The sequence below is a fragment of the Bacteroidota bacterium genome (genome assembly GCA_016718825.1).
Taxonomy (GTDB): domain Bacteria; phylum Bacteroidota; class Bacteroidia; order J057; family JADKCL01; genus JADKCL01.
Map to the genome: position 1 here is coordinate 128,331 of JADKCL010000004.1, position 13,914 is coordinate 142,244.

At 50.0% G+C, this 13,914-nt stretch carries 18 protein-coding genes and 1 pseudogene; 16 read left to right on the top strand and 3 right to left on the bottom strand.

The features are described 5' to 3' along the window. The first annotated feature begins 29 nt into the window (after positions 1–29). The 14 genes from IPN95_05725 to IPN95_05790 all read left to right on the top strand — a co-directional run bounded on the left by IPN95_05725 (position 30) and on the right by IPN95_05790 (position 9,815). Positions 30–212 (top strand): hypothetical protein, encoded by a 183-nt coding sequence (locus IPN95_05725; GenBank protein ID MBK9448902.1) that lies wholly within the window; start codon positions 30–32, stop codon positions 210–212. Between the two features lie 11 nt (positions 213–223). Beyond that, the gene (locus IPN95_05730; GenBank protein MBK9448903.1) at positions 224–673 is read left to right on the top strand and encodes a DUF1697 domain-containing protein; all 450 of its coding nucleotides are present in this window, start codon (positions 224–226) and stop codon (positions 671–673) included. 100 nt (positions 674–773) lie between these two features. Further along, positions 774–1,208: a hypothetical protein gene (locus IPN95_05735; GenBank protein ID MBK9448904.1), complete on the top strand. Its 435-nt coding sequence runs from the start codon at positions 774–776 to the stop codon at positions 1,206–1,208. An 86-nt stretch (positions 1,209–1,294) separates the two neighbouring features. Beyond that, positions 1,295–2,389 carry a hypothetical protein gene (locus IPN95_05740; GenBank protein ID MBK9448905.1) on the top strand — a complete coding sequence of 365 codons (1,095 nt, stop codon included), beginning with the start codon at positions 1,295–1,297 and terminating at the stop codon, positions 2,387–2,389. Between the two features lie 40 nt (positions 2,390–2,429). Continuing rightward, complete coding sequence (locus tag IPN95_05745; protein ID MBK9448906.1) at positions 2,430–3,023, top strand: hypothetical protein; 594 nt, start codon at positions 2,430–2,432, stop codon at positions 3,021–3,023. A gap of 212 nt (positions 3,024–3,235) precedes the next feature. Further along, a complete protein-coding gene (gene dinD / locus IPN95_05750) occupies positions 3,236–4,090 on the top strand; it encodes a DNA damage-inducible protein D (protein MBK9448907.1) in 855 nt (284 codons plus the stop codon). A gap of 52 nt (positions 4,091–4,142) precedes the next feature. After that, entirely contained in the window at positions 4,143–4,889 is a 747-nt protein-coding gene (locus IPN95_05755; GenBank protein MBK9448908.1) for a hypothetical protein, read from the top strand. A 7-nt stretch (positions 4,890–4,896) separates the two neighbouring features. Further along, positions 4,897–5,415, top strand: a complete 519-nt coding sequence (locus IPN95_05760) for a hypothetical protein (protein MBK9448909.1) — start codon at positions 4,897–4,899, stop codon at positions 5,413–5,415. A gap of 112 nt (positions 5,416–5,527) precedes the next feature. Next, positions 5,528–6,148 (top strand): DUF523 domain-containing protein, encoded by a 621-nt coding sequence (locus tag IPN95_05765; GenBank protein MBK9448910.1) that lies wholly within the window; start codon positions 5,528–5,530, stop codon positions 6,146–6,148. A 106-nt stretch (positions 6,149–6,254) separates the two neighbouring features. Continuing rightward, a complete protein-coding gene (locus tag IPN95_05770; GenBank protein MBK9448911.1) occupies positions 6,255–7,163 on the top strand; it encodes a hypothetical protein in 909 nt (302 codons plus the stop codon). 48 nt (positions 7,164–7,211) lie between these two features. Continuing rightward, complete coding sequence (locus IPN95_05775) at positions 7,212–7,871, top strand: hypothetical protein (protein MBK9448912.1); 660 nt, start codon at positions 7,212–7,214, stop codon at positions 7,869–7,871. Between the two features lie 48 nt (positions 7,872–7,919). Beyond that, positions 7,920–8,480, top strand: coding sequence for an inorganic diphosphatase (locus IPN95_05780; GenBank protein MBK9448913.1), 561 nt, complete (start codon positions 7,920–7,922; stop codon positions 8,478–8,480). An 8-nt stretch (positions 8,481–8,488) separates the two neighbouring features. Then, positions 8,489–9,004 (top strand): lipocalin family protein, encoded by a 516-nt coding sequence (locus tag IPN95_05785; protein ID MBK9448914.1) that lies wholly within the window; start codon positions 8,489–8,491, stop codon positions 9,002–9,004. 100 nt (positions 9,005–9,104) lie between these two features. After that, positions 9,105–9,815: a DNA alkylation repair protein gene (locus tag IPN95_05790; protein MBK9448915.1), complete on the top strand. Its 711-nt coding sequence runs from the start codon at positions 9,105–9,107 to the stop codon at positions 9,813–9,815. Between the two features lie 30 nt (positions 9,816–9,845). On the opposite strand, the pseudogene IPN95_05795 reads toward IPN95_05790, so the two are convergent. Together IPN95_05795 and IPN95_05800 are read right to left on the bottom strand one after the other, a co-directional pair. Further along, positions 9,846–10,752: pseudogene (locus IPN95_05795) on the bottom strand (hypothetical protein). A gap of 21 nt (positions 10,753–10,773) precedes the next feature. Further along, entirely contained in the window at positions 10,774–11,124 is a 351-nt protein-coding gene (locus IPN95_05800; GenBank protein ID MBK9448916.1) for a DUF3291 domain-containing protein, read from the bottom strand. Positions 11,125–11,646: 522 nt separating this feature from the next. Between IPN95_05800 and IPN95_05805 the strand changes: the two genes are divergently transcribed. Next, entirely contained in the window at positions 11,647–11,877 is a 231-nt protein-coding gene (locus tag IPN95_05805) for a hypothetical protein (protein MBK9448917.1), read from the top strand. 9 nt (positions 11,878–11,886) lie between these two features. On the opposite strand, the gene IPN95_05810 is transcribed toward IPN95_05805, so the two are convergent. Beyond that, positions 11,887–12,183 carry a HEAT repeat domain-containing protein gene (locus tag IPN95_05810; GenBank protein MBK9448918.1) on the bottom strand — a complete coding sequence of 99 codons (297 nt, stop codon included), beginning with the start codon at positions 12,181–12,183 and terminating at the stop codon, positions 11,887–11,889. Positions 12,184–12,375: 192 nt separating this feature from the next. Here IPN95_05810 and IPN95_05815 point away from each other — a divergent pair, with 192 nt between their 5' ends. Next, the gene (locus IPN95_05815; protein MBK9448919.1) at positions 12,376–13,887 is read left to right on the top strand and encodes a magnesium chelatase; all 1,512 of its coding nucleotides are present in this window, start codon (positions 12,376–12,378) and stop codon (positions 13,885–13,887) included. Positions 13,888–13,914 lie beyond the last annotated feature (27 nt).

The window sequence follows — 13,914 nt, forward strand, 5'->3', positions numbered from 1 at the left end:
CCATTCTCAAAAGACCTGATTTTCAACCCATGAGAATCCCCCCCATCGACACCGAAGAAGAATACGAAGCCGCCCTCCTGCGGCTCGCTGAATTGTTGGAAGACCTCGACGCAGACTCCGAGGATGAGGACGAGGAGCGGGAGGCCTTGTTGGAGGCGATTGAGGCGTATGAGGATGAACTTTTACCAAAGCAACAATTGAAGTCCACCTAAATTCAAAATCCATGCCCCGATACATCGCCCTCCTCCGCGGGATCAACGTCAGCGGTCAGAAAATCATCAAAATGGTCGACTTGAAGGCCATGTTTGAAGCGGCGAATTGCACGTCCGTCGTAACCTATATTCAAAGCGGCAATGTCGTTTTTGAACATGCTGAAGCGGATGCTGCTGAACTGCGACGGCATTTGGAGGTTCACCTGAAGGCATCGCTCGGGTATGCTGTGCCTACGCTTCTGCGCACGCACGGGCACTCGCGGCGATTGTGTCCAAAAACCCATTCGACGATCAACTTCCGGAATTTGGCAAGCGGATGTATGTCTGTTTCCTTGAAAATGCTCCCGATACCACGGCCATTGCCGCCATTGCGCCTTACACCAATCCTGAGGAACAACTGCAGGTCCATGGCTCAGAGGCCTTTGTGTACTATGCCGGCGGCTTGGGCAAGGCAAAATTGACGAATGCGATCATTGAGCGGAGGCTGGGCATGGCCACAATGCGCAACTGGAACACGGTCAATACCTTGTTGGAGATGTCCAAGCCCAATTGAGACGAGATATGGCCTTTGAAGATGATCAAGATTTCAGAAGATTTCTCAGCAAATTCGAACCTAACGTGCAAGAAATTGCCTTGGGAATGCGTGAATTTGTCTGGCGACGCTATCCCGAAAGCAATGAACTGATTTACGACAAAAAGAATGGGCTTTCAGTTGGATGGGGATTTACGGACAAGGCAGGCGACATTTTTGTGAGTTTTGCCTGCTATTCCAAGCATGTGAACTTCGGGTTTCATCATGGGAACCTGCTTGCTGATCCTCAAAAAATGCTGTCGGGTAGCGGCAGCCAATACCGGCATATCAAGGTGTCGCGTTGGGCAGAGTTTCCATCTGCTGCAATGGAGGGCTTCGCGCAAGCTGCTTGGCTCAATGTTCTTGGAATGCTCAAACCGACGGCAAAACTGATTCAAGGCGTCACGATGGTGAAATCGAGCTGAAACATCCGGCGCAGAAATGAGTTTTCCATGCTGGCGATTCCGTAACTTAGTAATGCCGGATTTGTCATTCTGCCGATTCTGATCGTATGAAAGGTTACCGTTTCTCCGAATACATCGCCCCTGAAAGCACGAAGACCACCTTCGACAAGCTGAAGGGCATCTTTTTGCAGATTCTTGTGCACACCAACGGCGATGTGGATGAGGCACTGAACTGGATGAATCAACTCGACCGGAAGTACCATCTGACGAATGATGCCTACGGTATGGGCGACTTCATCGAAGACCTTCGCAACCAAGGTTTTATCCGCGACAACGAGGAAGGAAAATTTGACCTGACGGCAAAGTCGGAGAAGACCATCCGGCAAAATTCGCTGGAGGAAATCTTCGGGAAGCTGAAAAAAGCCCGTCGCGGTGGCCACCGCAGTCCGCAGCATGGTTTGGGCGAAGAAGCAAGTGCCGACCACCGTCCCTACGAATTCGGAGACAGTTTGGAGCAGATTGCGATGACCGATTCGCTCCGCAATGCGCAGATCAACCATGGTCCCGACAGCAATCGCTTGACTGAAAACGACTTGGAAGTCCGCGAAAACGAATACACAACAGCTTGCTCCACAGTGCTGATGATCGATATCAGCCACTCCATGATTTTGTATGGCGAGGACCGCATCACGCCGGCAAAAAAGACTGCGATGGCCTTGGCGGAGCTCATTACCACGCGTTACCCCAAAGACACGCTCGACATCATCGTCTTCGGCAACGACGCCTGGCAGATCGAAATCAAGGACCTCCCCTACTTGCAGGTCGGCCCCTACCATACCAATACCGTGGCAGGATTGGAGCTCGCCATGGACCTGCTCAGGCGGCGCAAAACGCCCAACAAGCAGATCTTCATGATCACCGACGGCAAGCCAACCTGCATCAAGGAAGGCATCAAATACTACAAAAATTCATGGGGGCTTGACCGCAAGATCATCAACAAGACGCTCACTTTAGGCGCACAATGCCGCAAATTGAAAATCCCGGTCACGACTTTCATGATCGCCAAGGACCAATGGCTACAGGAATTTGTGCAGGAATTTACCAAAGTCAATGCAGGCCGGGCGTTTTACAGTGGATTGAATGGCCTCGGGGAGTTTGTGTTTGAGGACTATCAGAAGAATCGCCGGAAGACGGTAAGGTAGGAAACAAAAAAAATATCCCTCTCATTATCACCCAATTCACATGAATCATCACAACAACGCAAAGTTCCTCGGAAGCGCTGCCCTCCTCGCCACCCTCCTCTTATTCTCAGCCTGCAACAATTGCCCTGACTACCCGATCGAGCCCGATGTGTTGCGGTTCCTGCCTTACCAAGCGAATCAGACCGTTGTATTTGAAGATGCAACACAAAATCTGGATACACTTACCGTATCTTCATTCAGCCGCGGATTTGATACGGAAACTTGCGCAGACCACCCCAGCCAAGACTTTGAATATGAGCGCATACATATCACACTGGGGACAATTGCCGGCGATTCGACCTTCGTGCTGCTTGACAATACAACTTGGGAAAAATTGTCGATTCGGTTTCAGGACAGCGATTTGGGGCCTGCCTTTGAACCACTTTCCGGCACGCTCGACCATCCCATCGGTACCAACTATGAGACGTTTACCTTTCAGGCAAGCGAGGTCATAAATGGCACAACGTATCAAAATGTTTCGACCTACACCAAGACGTATTACAACCCTTCCCATATAGAAACGGTAAAGCTTGCCATTGACCATGGAATTGTTGCCTTTCAAACTGATTTGGGTGTTTGGTGGTATCTTCATTGATTGAATAGCACAACATTTTTGCAAAAACGGCGATTCCAGCGTTTCTGATCATATTGCCGACGTCGGCAAAATGATCAGAAACGCATTTTGAGGCAATCAAGGGCATGCAAAATCGCGAGCACCATCACCAACACACTTAGCCGCACGGAAATTTTATTGGGATTTTGCGAATTATTATTGCAACAAATTAGCAATTCACTATTTTTGCAACCATGAAACAAGAACTTATCACCGAACTCTTCGAAAAATTCGAAAAAGCCTGCTATTCCTACAATGGACTAGAGTGCTGGAGCGCCCGTGAGCTCATGGAAATTTTTGAATACACCAAGTGGGAAAACTTCGCCAAGGTGGTTGAAAAAGCGAAACTCTCCTGCGAAAACGCCGATTCCAGCGTTTCTGATCATTTTCTTGATGTCAGGAAGATGATCCAGACTGGCAAAGGGGCGGAAAGGGAGATTCAAGACATCGCACTCACACGCTATGCCTGCTACCTGATCGCTCAAAATGGTGACCCTGCAAAAAATCCGGTTGCCTTTGCCCAGACTTACTTTGCTGTCCAGACCCGGAAGCAAGAAATGGTGGAACAGCGGCTTCTGAACGTCGCGCGGGTGACGGCGAGAGAAAAGCTTTCCAAAACGGAAACCAAACTTTCGAAAATTCTCTATGACCGCGGCGTCGACCACCATGGGTTTGCAAGAATCCGCTCCCAAGGCGACCAAGCACTGTTTGGCGGAAACTCCACCGGAGAAATGAAAAAGCAGTTAAAAATCCCGGAAAACAGACCCTTGGCTGATTTCCTACCAACATTGATCATCAAAGCCAAGGACTTTGCAACTGAGCTCACGAGCCACAATGTTGTCGACAAGAACTTGCATGGTGAAGCGCCCATCACCCATGAGCATGTCGACAACAACCGCGCAGTGCGCAAAATGCTGAAAGAACGTGGCGTGAAACCAGAGGAGTTGCCGCCTTCGGAAGATGTCAAAAAGGTGCAGCGACAACTTGCCAATGAGGAAAAGGCCATTGCTGCTGGAGCGAAAAAGCCAACCGGAAATCCGCAACAATAGGAGTCGAATGCCTAGATTAGATGCTATGAAATTGCATTTTCACACGATCTGTTTGATTCTAATTGTTCTGAGCAGTTGTTCAGCGCCTAAACCCGTCAAAGGCATCGAGGAGCGCCGCCAACAACATTTGGACGTGTTTCTGGACCTCTTGCGCAACAACGATGCTGCCGGGCTTGCAAAACTTGTCCATTATCCGCTCAGCCGGGGCAATCCGATCCCAAATGTTGAGAATGAGGCGGATTTCATCCGGCGGTATGATACTTTGTTGGATTCAGAATTTAGGAAAACCCTGGTCCAAACCACTTGGGACTCCACCAATACCATGGAAAGCAATGATCGGTTCATGTTGGGCAGTGGTGAAATCTGGCTGGACTACGAAGGTAAAATCATCGCGATCAACCATCAGTCTCCTGCGGAATCCCAACTGCAAAAGGCAATCCAAACAAAGATGTTGATTGCCATTCACCCTGATGTGGAGCCGTGGCAACACAATCTCAAGGTTTGCGAAACGGACAAGTTCCTCATTCGGCTCGACGAAATGGCTGGCGGCGACTTGCGTTATGTCTCTTGGTCAAAACCCAAAACCTTCAAAGACAAGCCCGATCTCATTCTGGTTGGCGGGGAAAGCCAACAACAAGGAACGATGGGTGGCTTCACCTACACCTTCAAAAATGAGGACTGGACCTACGTGATCGACGAAGTGCAAATGGCCGAATCGGATGAAGACATTGGCCTGTTTTTACGTTTGCGGCAAGGCGAAGGGGATGAGATAAGCGCTCGTTGCACGGAAATCAAATAGCTGGAGTATGGGCTTTGGATTCAGTTTGATTGGAATTCCGTTGTTGCTTTTACTCAGCGTGGCGTTGTTGCTTTACTTCCTCTTTGTAAAAGAAAAGAAAGCCCTTTACGCACTTGGAATCCTGTGGGGAATGGTCTTTTTACTTATCCCGTTTTCATTGCTCATGGACAATTATCGTCAGCCGATAAGTCTGACCAAGGCAGATTTTGTCGGCGATTACCGGATCGACACCACCTTCTATCCCGGCAGAAACGCGCGGTGGCAATACGATCGCTTTGGATTTCGCATTTTGGAAAGCGACAGCATCATTTTTGTCGAAATCAATGACAAAGGGACACGGACGAAATTACATCGACATCGGATCAAAATAAACGATGTCCATCCCTCTCTCTGGAGCGTGATCGCTGAGACAACCTCCCATGTAATCCAAAAGCCACCCACGCTTTATCGAGGCCATACAAGATTCTACTATGTCTTTAGATCGGATCGGTATGGGAATATGTTTTTCCGAAAGGTTGATTCATGAATGTTCCTGATTGAATTTGGCTTAATTTGATTCCATGTTTGTCTCATGAATGCGAATTGGCTTTCAATTTCAATTCAGCTCTTTAGGTGGCATCCGAAAAGCAAAAACTAAAATGACCGATCAAGATCACCTCCGCTCCCTCCGCGTTCCGACGAAGGAAAATCCTTTGCGCATCCTCATGAGCGCCTGCCTTGCGGGCGTGACATGCGGGTACGACGGCACAGCAAATGGCACCTATCCAAGTGCACTGAAGCTCCTGCAATATGACACTGCGCGTTTGGTGCGCTTTTGCCCGGAGGAGTTTTCCTTCGGTTCGCCGAGGGCCATGTGCGACATCCACGGCGGGACCGGCTTGGACGTGTTGGAAGGTAGAGCCAAAATGCTGTCGGAGTTTGGCGAAGATTGGAGCGAAGGCATCATCCGAGCCTCGGAAAAGATGCTGGAACTCGCCCAAGCAGAAGACGTCGAACTTGCCGTACTGATGGACGTGAGCGGTGCCTGCGGCAGTCAAGTCATTTATGACGGCAACCGGTTTGGTGCCGAAAAGGTCTATCAAATCGGGGCAGGAGTCTGCGCTGCCCAACTGATGCGCAACGGCTTCAAAGTCATCAGTCAGCGGGATTTTGCCTCGCTGGAACTGCTTTATGCAAAATTGGATCCTGCGCATATCATCAATCCGGAGGCCATCGATCACCACGAAACCGCTTGGTACCGATTATATTTTGGGAAATGAAGGCGATATCCCAAGGATTCAATGACAAATTGCGATCAACCCGGAGTAGCTAGGCCGCAAAAGTTGAGTGAACCAAACTATCTTTGATGAATATACCGGATCCACGATGAGACGATTTCAGACTTTCATATTTGTAATTGCCCTTGCATTGATTTCGGGATGCGGAGGTACTCCGGCGAACGTTCCTAGCGACGAGAAAATTGAACTCGTTGACGGCCAAGAAAACAACGCCGACACAGCAGCTCTAGCTGATGTAGACGCAACTTCTGCCGACACCGATACTTTCAATTTGGAGGAAATGGAGTTTGGATTTGCAAATTCCGAAGGGAATAACATCCTGACAACCAAAACCGAAGGACTGAAAGATCCCGCAAAATTTTCCATGGCGATTGCAGAAAATGGTAGTCAATTTGCCATTCAATTCGTAGCGCAAAAAGAAGCGACAGAAAACGACAACGGCCGCCAAAACGAATACAACTTCAAGGACATTGGAGGATTTCTTTACAAGGTCAAGGGCGGAACGGTTAGCGCGGAACAATCGCTCATGCTGGTAACAGCTGACTTTTTGACAAAACATAAACCGCTCAAATTCAATCCCTCGGCTTCAAATTCGCTTTCGAAGGCAACACGTACCAAAATCGAAGGTGAAAAGGGACGCAAAATCAAGAAATCCAACTTGTTACGGAAGCTGGAGGGTGGGCAGGAAATTTGGATCTTTGTGTTCCAGCAAAAAGCGGATTCAGCCTTGGCTTCACTTGCCGTCGTGTCGGAAAACAAGGTCATTTACCAAGATTATCCAGCCTTGCACAACGAAATCAGCACATGGCGGGTCGACGACGGTGGTGAATTCGGATTGGACGACATTCACATTCTCGCTGCATTTGACTACGCAGGCAAAATTGAAATCGTCACGGATTGGGCCGGAGCAGAGGGGTTTTCGATCGATTTTCTGCAAGAAGACGGAAAGGCGTTCAGGTCTCTCAAAAATGACGGGCGCTATTGTGCGCCGTTTTGATTTCAAACGCAGGCTGCTCGACTCAAAACGGAAAACCCATTCCCCATTTTGGAAAATCTTCCCATCGAAATCCTGCCTATCTTACCTTTCCTGGAGGGTGATCCTACCAAGCTGATCATCGGGACATTTCCGCCACACAGGAGCAGATGGAACTTCCCATTTTTCTTCCCCAATCTGCAAAACCGGCTTTGGAACACACTCGGAAGGGTTGCTTACGGAGCGGAAAACTTCAGCACCCGAAGCAATGGCTTTGACGAAGCAGCTGTTGAGGAACGGCAAGCCATCCTCCGCAAACTGAATGCTGCAATGGTCAATATCATCCATTCATGCAGCAGAAAGGGGCAAAGCGCATTGGACAACGACCTGAATGTGGCGACCTTGCATCCGATCGTGACTGAAATCCTTGAACCGCATCCGACAATCTTGGAGATTTTCCTGACGAGTGGCAGCGGAGCCAACAGCTGTTTGTCCCTGCTGAAACGGCATCTCAAGGAAAACCGAATTCCTTTCGAAGAAACGAAGGCTCCCCAAAAATCTCGTGATGCCCGAATTGCGGATCCCAAAATCGGCTTTTTCACACTGAACGGTCGCAGGATAGCAGTGTATTCGCTGTTTTCGCCGTCTCCCACGGCACAGCGATCGGGCATCACGGAGGCAGTGTTGCTGCAGCAATACCAAGTGTTGGCAGCGCAGAATAGCAAGGCATGACATTGCTCTTATTCCCCTGCACCACACCTATCTTCCGTAACTTTGCGCATGAACATTGATTTTCAAAACCCTTGGCACAAAGTGTCTATCGGAGCCAACGCCCCCGACAGGGTCAACGGCATCATCGAAATCCCCAAAAATACCCGCGCCAAGTATGAATTGGACAAGGAATCGGGCTTGTTGAAGATGGATCGTGTGATCTTTTCCTCGATGTATTATCCTGCCAATTATGGCTTCATTCCGCAAACCTATTGTGATGACAAGGATCCGCTCGACATCTTGGTCCTTTCACAAATCGAAATCGTGCCCATGTGCATCGTCGAAGCCAAGGTCATCGGCGTCATGCGCATGATGGATGGTGGGGAAATGGACGACAAAATCATTGCCGTTGCCGCCAACGACATGAGCGTCAACCATATTCAAGACATTTCCGAACTGCCGGAGCATTTCTTGCGCGAACTCCGCAGCTTCTTTGAGGACTATAAAAAACTGGAAAACAAAACCGTCGTGGTCGAAGATTTCCAAAATGCCGCGATTGCCAAAGACATCATCCGCCAAAGCATCTCCGACTATCAGGCACTCATCCATCAAACGCCCATCAACCCTTGAATCCACCGATGAAATCTTTCCTCTTTATCACCACGCTTTTATTGGCTTCCACCATGTCATTGTCCGCTCAAAAATTAGAAACCGTCCCATTGGTTGACTTGCAGAAGTATGCCGGCAAATGGTATGAAATCGCCTCGTATCCCCTGAGTTTCCAACGTGGATGCCACTGTACCACAGCCGAATACACCGTCACCGACAAGGGTTACGTGATCGTCGAAAATCGCTGCAACCGCGACTCAGTGAACGGCAAAGCCTCCTATATCAAAGGCAAAGCCTTCGTCACAAAAAATTCCGGCAACGCCAAGTTGAAAGTGCAATTCTTCTGGCCATTCACGGGCAAATACTGGATCATCGAACTCCCGGAAGACTACAGTTATGCCGTTGTGAGCCATCCCAACCGCAAATACCTCTGGATTTTGTCACGCACCTCCAAAATGGATCCTGTGATTTATGACGGAATTTTAGCGCGCCTCAAGCAAAAGCAATTTGACTTGACGCGCCTGCAAAAAACGGTTCAAATTTGACGGAATGAATCGGTTTGAGGCAAGGGGATTCCAAGGCGTCCACTTGTTTGCTTGTGCCAATCCCGCTAATTTCATCCCTCGAATTTCACCTCTTCAAAAGATGACAGTAGCAGAAATCATGGCGCAACTCAAAGAAATGGGCAGTGCGCAAACGGTCAAAACATTCGCCAATCACGGCGCACCGATCGACAAAATGTATGGGGTCAAGGTCGGCGACTTGAAGACCATCGTCAAAAAAGTCAAAAAAAACCATGAACTGAGCCTCGAATTGTACCGCACGGGAAACAGTGATGCGATGTACCTCGCGGGGCTGATCGCGGACGAAAAGAAAATTACCAAAGAAGACCTCCAAGAATGGGTGCGCGGGGCATATTGGTACATGCTCAGCGAATACACGGTGGCCTGGATCGCTGCAGAAAGCCGATTTGGCTGGGAATTGGGCCTCGAATGGATTGAATCAGATGTTGAAACCATCGCGGATGCAGGCTGGGCAACACTCTCCAATGTCGTGAGTCTCAAGCCCGACGCGGAATTGGATTTTGGCAAACTCGAGGAGCTCATCCTGCGGGTCGAGAATACCATTCACCAAGCGCCCAACCGCGTCAGGTATGCCATGAACAGCTTTTTGCTAAGCGTCGGAGGCTATTGTCCGCTGCTGACAGAAAGGGTCAAACAAGCTGCAAACAAGATCGGGAAAGTAGAAGTGAACATGGGAACAACCCACTGCAACGTTCCTTATGTCCCAGACTACCTCAAAAATATGGAGGCGCGTGGGGTGATTGGGAAGAAGAAGAAAATGGCGCGGTGCTAGGACCGTCGGAATGCAGGTTTTCCTACGAAGTTATTCTTGTGCGCCAAGCTTCTGGATCGCATCGGCCAAAACCTCGGCGGCCTCGGGAAATCTCCTGAACCACAATTCGGGCTCGAATGCTTCCAATTCGGAGACGGAAATACGCCCTTGATTGTCCCAAATCGCGTCTACGCGGGCGTACAGGGGCATATCGGGGCAGGCGCGCAAGACATTTTCGGCAAATGCAATTTCTTCGGCGGAAGGCAAATAGTCCTCGACCGTGCCCCCAAAATCATCCTGCACCCGAAAATCACCTGATTTTGGCCGCTTGCGGACGGCATGGGTGAATTGACCGGCCATCATCATCAGGGTGATTTCTCCTTGGAGGGGCACGTTGTGCTGAAATTCCTGGAGAAGCATCGATTCGGCGGCGATCAATTGCTGGAAAATGGCTTCGAATTCGGGCAAATGGGCTTGGTCAAACCGATACGTATGCCTAGCCGTGCTGGAAATGGCGGGTTTGAGTACGAATTCGGTCCAACCTGAGGCTGCCGCGATCTGCTGTAGGCTACGCGTATCGCCGGTTTCGATAAAAATCGTCGGGGGAATGTTGATTCCCTTTCACGGCAAGATCCGCGAGATAGTGTTTGTCCCAATTCCAGCGGATGAAGTGGCTCGGGTTGATGAAAGCAGTTTTGGAATCGGTGGTCTTTAACCATTCGGAGAATTCCTCAAAGCGTTCAAAACAGTCCCAAGTCGTGCGAAACAGGGCAAAACGGGTCTGCGTCCAGTCAAAATTTGGATCGTCCCAATGGGTGCGGTGCACTTTCAGCCCGCGACGCTCCAAGGCCGCGCGCAAAATCGCATCGTCGCGGTGAATGTTCTCCACGTACCAATTGCCCGGTTGCGGCAAAACATAGCGGGCATCTGTGAGCAGGGTAATGTCGTAGGTTTTCATCAAAGGAATAGGGTTCAATCTTCAAGCAAATTTTATGATTTTACCATTTTCCAGCAGAAGCCGTTTTGCCTCTTTCCAATCTGGAAACGATTCACTCTCATAGGTATAGGTTCGGATTTCATGCGAAAGCGCGGCGCTTTGCTTCATCGCCTCCATGTGCGCGCCGGTCCGCACGAAGGCTTTCATTTCGGCCTCAGAATCCCATACGCTCAGGGTATAATGCAGTTTTCCCCAGCCGGTATTCTTCATCTTCACGAATCCCGCACTCTTTTTGGCTTGCGCCTGAATCTTGCGGCCATGGTTGCTGAGCTTAAAAAACTGCCAAGGACTACGGAGTTGAATCGAGGTGACGGTGATGCGCATGAAGATCATTTTGCCAGATTGGACCAGCGATCGAAATTAGGAAAATCAGCCCGAATGTAGGACAAACTAGCCCGCGAACGTTGAATGAGAGAGCAGTCATTCACAAAATTCGTTTGCCTTTTTGCTACCTATTTTACAATTTGAGTCTCATGAACACCTCTATCAAACGCTTAGGATTATTCTTGATTATCGTTGTAGGCCTTGGCCATACCATGGTTGTGGCGCAAAAGTCTGCGCGGAATGATTCGTTACGGCTTAGGCATGTGGTGACTTTGGGGTATATGAACTTTATGTATGGCTCAACTCCGATTCTAGGTTATGAGTCGCAACTGAATCGTAGGTGGAGTGTGAACATTTCGGGGGGCATTGGATCGATGCATTACTCTAGTTTCAACCTTCCAAACGCGGGGGCAGCGGTAGTGAATCTTGATTTTCGTTGGTATCCTGCGCTCTTCAAAGAGCGTGCGCTTTCAGGCCCTTTCTTAGCGATTCATAGTGGATGGCGGACAAATTGGTACAAGGCTATCGCCAATGGGCAAGTTACAATACAGGGATTACAATCGCTTTGCGGACTTTGGAAGCAATTTGGGATTTCAGTGGGTAATCCATCAAAGCATGACCTTCAACGGACAATTTGGAATTGGCTATGGGTTTGGCCAAAAATTTCATGGATACGCCTACAACAATGGTCCTCGCCCCGTGCCCGTTGCTGAGCGTGGATTCACCGCTCAAATTTCCCTTGGCGCAGGAATCGCCTTCTAAGCCCCCGACCTAGCGCAAGTTAAACCCACGCTCGGTGAGCAGGGCCCTGCTTTCCTTGGTATTGAGCTTCTGCAAGCCGACAATCGCCCAGTCACGGTAGGACAAATTCCCAACGGAAAGTTGCTCCTTGAACAATTCGAAGGCTTTTTCCGAACGTGCATGGCCGAGCAATTCGAGGAGCCAACATTTGAGACCATAATCGGTCTCCGCACGGAATTCGGTCATCAGTTCCTCGACAAAATGGGCCGCATGGGCTTGCAAGAGGTGAAAGCCTTCCTCCTGATGGTTGGAATTGTCGCGGCGCATGAGCGTCATGCAATGCTGGAAATTGGGAATTTTAGCGGCCATCGGGAAATCAGCGTATCAACCTCGTCGTGTTGTAATTGGGTGCAAAGGTATTGTTTCATTTTGCCAACTGTCAAGGAAATCTTGGGATTCCCGAAGTCTGAGCTTCCAAAAACAATCCCGACCCAAAATCGGTTATCTTGCCTGCACGACATGAATATGCACCAAGATCCTCCCAAAATTTCGACGTTTGGCGCGCTCAAGGCCGCCGGCTACCGCTCACGGTCCATCAAAGATGAGCTCCGCGACAACCTGATTGTCAAGCTCAAAGCGGGCGAAGAAGTCTTTCCCGGCGTTTACGGCTACGAAGACACCGTCATTCCCGACGTCGAACGCGCCATTTTGAGCCGCCACAACATGATCCTGCTGGGCCTTCGGGGTCAAGCCAAAACCCGCCTTGCCCGCCAAATGGTGGCTTTGTTGGACGAATGGATTCCAGTTGTGTATGGTTCTGAATTGCAAGACGATCCATTTGCACCGTTAAGCCGCGGCGCGGTCGAACTGCTCGCCCAACACGGCGACGATACCCGCATCGGTTGGCTGCACCGCAGCGAACGCTACGCCGAAAAACTCGCCACACCTGACGTTTCCGTCGCTGACTTGATTGGCGACCTCGACCCGATCAAGGCAGCCAACCTCCGCCTGAGCTATGCCGATGAAAAGGTCATTCACTTTGGCCTGATTCCCCGCAGCAACCGCAGCATCTTCGTGATCAACGAATTGCCTGACTTGCAGGCCCGCATCCAAGTCGCCTTGTTCAACATCTTGCAGGAAGGCGACATTCAAATCCGCGGCTTCAAGTTGCGTTTGCCACTCGACATTCAGTTTGTATTCACGGCAAATCCAGAGGACTACACCAACCGTGGCAGCATCGTGACGCCCCTCAAGGACCGCATCGAAAGCCAAATCCTGACGCATTACCCCAAAACCCTGGAAATCGGCCAAAAAATCACGCAGCAAGAGGCGCATGTCGCCGCCGATGCCAAGGAAAGGGTGCATCTGCATCCCGTTTTGGGCCGCTTGGTCGAGCAGATCGCCATCGAGGCCCGCGGCAGCGAATTCGTAGATCAAAAAAGCGGGGTTTCCGCTCGTCTCACCATTTCCGCCTTGGAAAACCTCGTGAGCGCCGCCGAAAGACGTTGCCTTCGTACGCACTCAGCAGACGTTCATGCGCGCGTCAGCGACCTTTGGGGCGTGATTCCAGCCATCACAGGCAAAATCGAATTGGTCTATGAAGGCGAACAGGAAGGTCCGGCCATCGTCGCCCAAAATCTGATCGGCAAGGCGATTCGTTCGCAGTTTGTCGAATATTTCCCAAATCCCGAGGATTTGCGCAAAAACAGCAAGGAGAATCCCTACGAGGCCGTGATCCGATGGTTTGGTGCGGGCAACAAGTTGGACATGTTGCTTGACCTGGGTGATGCCGAGTACGCCGCCACCCTCCAAAAGGTTCCGGGCCTTGAAGCCATCGTGACAAAGTATCAAGCTGATGCACAAGGACTTGAAAAGCTGTTTCTGATGGAGTTTGTCTTGCATGGCTTGGCGGAGTTTTCCCTGATCGGCAAAACTCGGCTCGAAAAGGGTTTGGTCTTCCAAGATCTGATGAGCGGTCTGCTCAGTGGGGGATTTGGATCTGCTGACGAAGACGAAGAAGAGGATTATTGAGATTGGCTTGGTTTCATACGCCTAATT